Below are 3,424 nucleotides of genomic sequence, written 5' to 3'. Positions count from 1 at the left end.
CACTTGTCCTCCACCAGCTTCAGCTCGGCGGCGGTGTCCGTGGGGAAGGCGTTGACGGCCACCACGCAGGGCAGGCCGAAGACGTTTTTGATGTTGTCCACGTGCTGGAGCAGATTGGGCAGGCCCCTCTCCAGGGCGGGCAGGTTCTCCTCGTTCAGGTCCGCCTTGGCCACGCCCCCGTGATTTTTCAGCGCCCGGACCGTGGCTACTACCACCACAGCGCTGGGCTTCAAGTCCGCCAGGCGGCATTTGATGTCCAGGAACTTCTCCGCCCCCAGATCCGCGCCGAAGCCCGCCTCGGTGACGGCATAGTCCGCCAGCCGCAGGGCCATCTTGGTGGCCATCACGGAGTTGCACCCGTGGGCGATGTTGGCGAAGGGGCCGCCGTGGATGAAGGCGGGCGTCCCCTCCAGAGTCTGGACAAGATTGGGCTTCAGGGCGTCCTTCAAAAGGGCGGCCATGGCCCCCTCGGCCTTCAGGTCATGGGCGGTGACGGGCCTGCCGTCGCAGGTGTAGCCCACCACCATCCGGCCCAGCCGGGCTTTCAGGTCCGGGATGTCCGCGGCCAGGCACAGCACCGCCATGATCTCGCTGGCCACAGTGATGTCAAACCCGTCCTCCCGGGGCACGCCCTGCATCCGGCCGCCCAGGCCGTCCACAATGCTGCGCAGCTGCCGGTCGTTCATGTCCACGCAGCGCTTCCAGGTGATCTTCTTCACGTCAATTCCCAGCTGATTGCCCTGCTGGATGTGGTTGTCCAGCATTGCCGCCAGCAGATTATTGGCCGCGCCGATGGCGTGGAAGTCCCCGGTGAAGTGGAGATTGATGTCCTCCATGGGCACCACCTGGGCGTACCCGCCTCCGGCGGCTCCGCCCTTTACGCCGAACACCGGGCCCAGAGAGGGCTCCCGCAGGGCCACCAGCGTGTTTTTTCCCAGGCGGCGCATGGCGTCCGCCAGACCCACCGTGGTGGTGGTCTTGCCCTCCCCGGCAGGGGTGGGATTGATGGCGGTCACCAAAATCAGCTTCCCGTCAGGCCGTGTGCTCTCCCGCAGGAGGCGGTAGTCCACTTTGGCTTTGTAATTGCCGTAGAGTTCCAGGTATTTGCCCTCCACCCCGGCGGTCTGGGCAATCTCCGCGATGGGACGCATGGCGCACTGCTGCGCGATCTCGATATCAGACAGAATCTTCATAACCGGCCTCCCTGAAAATAGGTAGTACTTTTTTGCACAGGGAGATAATACCACGAAACATCTCCGGTGAAAAGGGAAAAATTGCATAAAAAATTCCAGATATCCCGGAGTTTCGTCTCTTTGAGGGCACAGAGGCCCGGCGGCTTCATGAAGCCGCCGGGCCTTGGGGAAAAGAAAGGCTCCGTCTTACAGAGAGAATCCTTGTCCCTCCTCCGTGACAGGGACGGTCTGCGGTCTGAATTCCGGGCAGCGGGCCAGGAATTTCTCCGTAAAGCCGAAGTCCCCCCACTGGTGCATAGGGAGAAAATGACAAATGTCCGCCGTCTCCAGAAAGTGTCTGGGCCCCCGGAAGCCGTCCTCTCCCAGCCGGGGGTCCAGGGGGAGCATGGCGAGGTCGATGCGCCGCCCCCGCAGGGGTTCCGTGTACCGCTGGAAATTGGCGGCCATGTTGTTGTTCCAGGCCTTGTCCTCCCCCTCCCAGTGCCACCAGTTCAGGTCCCCGGCGTGGAAAAGGGTGAGGCCGTCCGCCTTCACCAGGAAGGCCTCCCCCTCGTCGGTGGAGGACAGGGCCTCGACTGTGGCCTGGGGCAGGGTACAGGTCTGGCCGCCCCTCAATATATGGCACTTCTCCGCCGTCCCGGGGGAGACGCCCCACCGCTCCAAATTCCGTATACTCAGCTTAATGTCGTGGCCCAGCACAAAGCGGACGTCCCGGGGGCCGCCGTCCAGAGCAAAGATTTTGGGGTCAAAATGGTCCTCATGCCGGTGACTGGCAAATACATACAGGGGGACCCCCGGCCGCAAAGCCGGGAGTTCCCCTTTCCACCAGTCAAAGAGCAGTGTCACGGTTGGCAGCTCCGCCAGGAAACCGCTGTGCCCCAGAAAGGTGACCGTCATCATTTGAACTTTACCGCCGTGCCGTAGGCGATGACCTCGGCGGCCCCTTGCATCACGGAGGACGAGCCGTAGCGGATGTTGATGACGGCGTCGGCCCCCAGGGACTCCGTCTCGTCCACCATGCGCTTGGTGGCGATCTGCCGGGCCTCCACCAGCATCTCCGTGTAGCCCGCGATCTCGCCGCCCACCAGGGTCTTCATACCCGCCATGAAATCCTTACCGAAGTTTTTGGACTGGACCACCGTACCCTTGGCAATGCCCAGGGCCTCAAATTCCTTCCCTCCGGGGATATAATCAATATTCAGCAGCAGCATCTAATTCTCCTCCTTCAATTTCTGTGAATCTCTGCTTTAACACCACCAGCGCCGGAAGTATCAGCGCGGCGCAGGCGGCGGCCAAAACTACGAACAGGACCATCAGCCACCGGGGCAGATCCGGGATCAGGCACAGCGCACCGAAGCACGCCGTGCCGGCCAGCTGCAAAAGAGCGAACATCACCACTCCCAGCATGGCCTGCCGCCGGTATTTTCTCCGGCGCCGGTCAGTATTGGCTGGCATCCTCTTCCTCCCCTCCGTCGATCTCCCGCAGCCGTTCCCGCAGGGCCTTGAGCGCACCCGCGATCACCGCGCCGCCCACGACCAACCAGCACAGCAGGGGGAACATGACGTTCACGGTCTCCCCGCCGCTCCACAGGCCCATGGCCCCCAGGACGATTGCCATCAGGGGTGCGATATACGCGATTACCAGGACGGTGATGACAATAGGGGCGATCTTTTTCTTAGTAGTCTTTCGCATCATCAATCTCTCCTTTCCCGATCTCCCGCAGCCGCTGGATCAGAGCCGCCAGAACGCCTCCGGCCACCAGAAGCAGCACGGCCAGGCTGATCAGCAGCAAGGGCAGGGGCAGCCCGTCGACTGGGTCCAGCAAAAAGACCCAGACCAGCAGGGCCATGAGTCCTGCCAGCAGCGCCGTCATGGTCCCGGCGATCACCAGCGGGGCCACGTAGCGGATGCGGATGTCGCTGCGCTGCTTGTTTTGGAAAGTGGTGCCCTCCTGTTCCATGGCCTCCATCCGGGTGAGGAGGTTTTCGGCGTCCAGGTCCTCCAGCCGCGCCGAACAGTCCGTCAGGCCGCCGCACAGCCGGATGGCCTGCTCCAGGTTCTCCCGGTTCCGCTCCAGGGAAACCAGGTGCCGCCGCATGCCGTCCCCCACAGTGTGGACGCCGCTCTGCATCTTCCGGATCTCCTCCAGAGGCACGCCCAGCTTCCGCATGAGCTTGATCTGCCGCAGCGCGGCCACCTCCGCCTCGCCGTAGTCCCGGTAGCCGTTCTC

At 63.1% G+C, this 3,424-nt stretch carries 6 protein-coding genes; all 6 read right to left on the bottom strand.

From position 1 onward, the window contains the following. Nucleotides 1-1,193: formate--tetrahydrofolate ligase (locus tag QZ326_RS12110; RefSeq protein WP_295745586.1), on the bottom strand; the 1,193-nt coding region annotated here is incomplete at its 3' end. Between the two features lie 186 nt (nt 1,194-1,379). Then, nucleotides 1,380-2,093 (bottom strand): MBL fold metallo-hydrolase, encoded by a 714-nt coding sequence (locus QZ326_RS12105; protein ID WP_295745583.1) that lies wholly within the window; start codon nt 2,091-2,093, stop codon nt 1,380-1,382. Continuing rightward, entirely contained in the window at nt 2,090-2,404 is a 315-nt protein-coding gene (locus tag QZ326_RS12100; protein ID WP_295745580.1) for a YbjQ family protein, read from the bottom strand. The genes QZ326_RS12105 and QZ326_RS12100 overlap by 4 nt, the downstream gene beginning before the upstream one ends. Beyond that, nucleotides 2,385-2,648: a hypothetical protein gene (locus tag QZ326_RS12095; RefSeq protein WP_295745577.1), complete on the bottom strand. Its 264-nt coding sequence runs from the start codon at nt 2,646-2,648 to the stop codon at nt 2,385-2,387. Before QZ326_RS12095 ends, QZ326_RS12100 begins: the two co-directional genes overlap by 20 nt. Then, the gene (locus QZ326_RS12090) at nt 2,632-2,889 is read right to left on the bottom strand and encodes a hypothetical protein (RefSeq protein WP_295745574.1); all 258 of its coding nucleotides are present in this window, start codon (nt 2,887-2,889) and stop codon (nt 2,632-2,634) included. The genes QZ326_RS12095 and QZ326_RS12090 overlap by 17 nt, the downstream gene beginning before the upstream one ends. Next, the coding region (locus QZ326_RS12085) for a MerR family transcriptional regulator (RefSeq protein ID WP_295745571.1) at nt 2,870-3,424 on the bottom strand (555 nt) is incomplete at its 5' end. The genes QZ326_RS12090 and QZ326_RS12085, both read right to left, overlap by 20 nt.

The organism is uncultured Oscillibacter sp., from assembly GCF_910587525.1.
Classification (GTDB): Bacteria; Bacillota; Clostridia; order Oscillospirales; family Oscillospiraceae; genus Oscillibacter.
Note: the sequence above shows the minus strand (reverse complement) of the source record. Positions and strands in the feature narration are given on the sequence as shown.

What these genes read in the sequence shown, in the direction of transcription:
- QZ326_RS12105 (WP_295745583.1), bottom strand. Translation starts at nt 2,093, where the DNA reads ATGATGACGGTCACCTTTCTGGGGCACAGCGGTTTCCTGGCGGAGCTG.
- QZ326_RS12100 (WP_295745580.1), bottom strand. Translation starts at nt 2,404, where the DNA reads ATGCTGCTGCTGAATATTGATTATATCCCCGGAGGGAAGGAATTTGAG.
- QZ326_RS12095 (WP_295745577.1), bottom strand. Translation starts at nt 2,648, where the DNA reads ATGCCAGCCAATACTGACCGGCGCCGGAGAAAATACCGGCGGCAGGCC.
- QZ326_RS12090 (WP_295745574.1), bottom strand. Translation starts at nt 2,889, where the DNA reads ATGATGCGAAAGACTACTAAGAAAAAGATCGCCCCTATTGTCATCACC.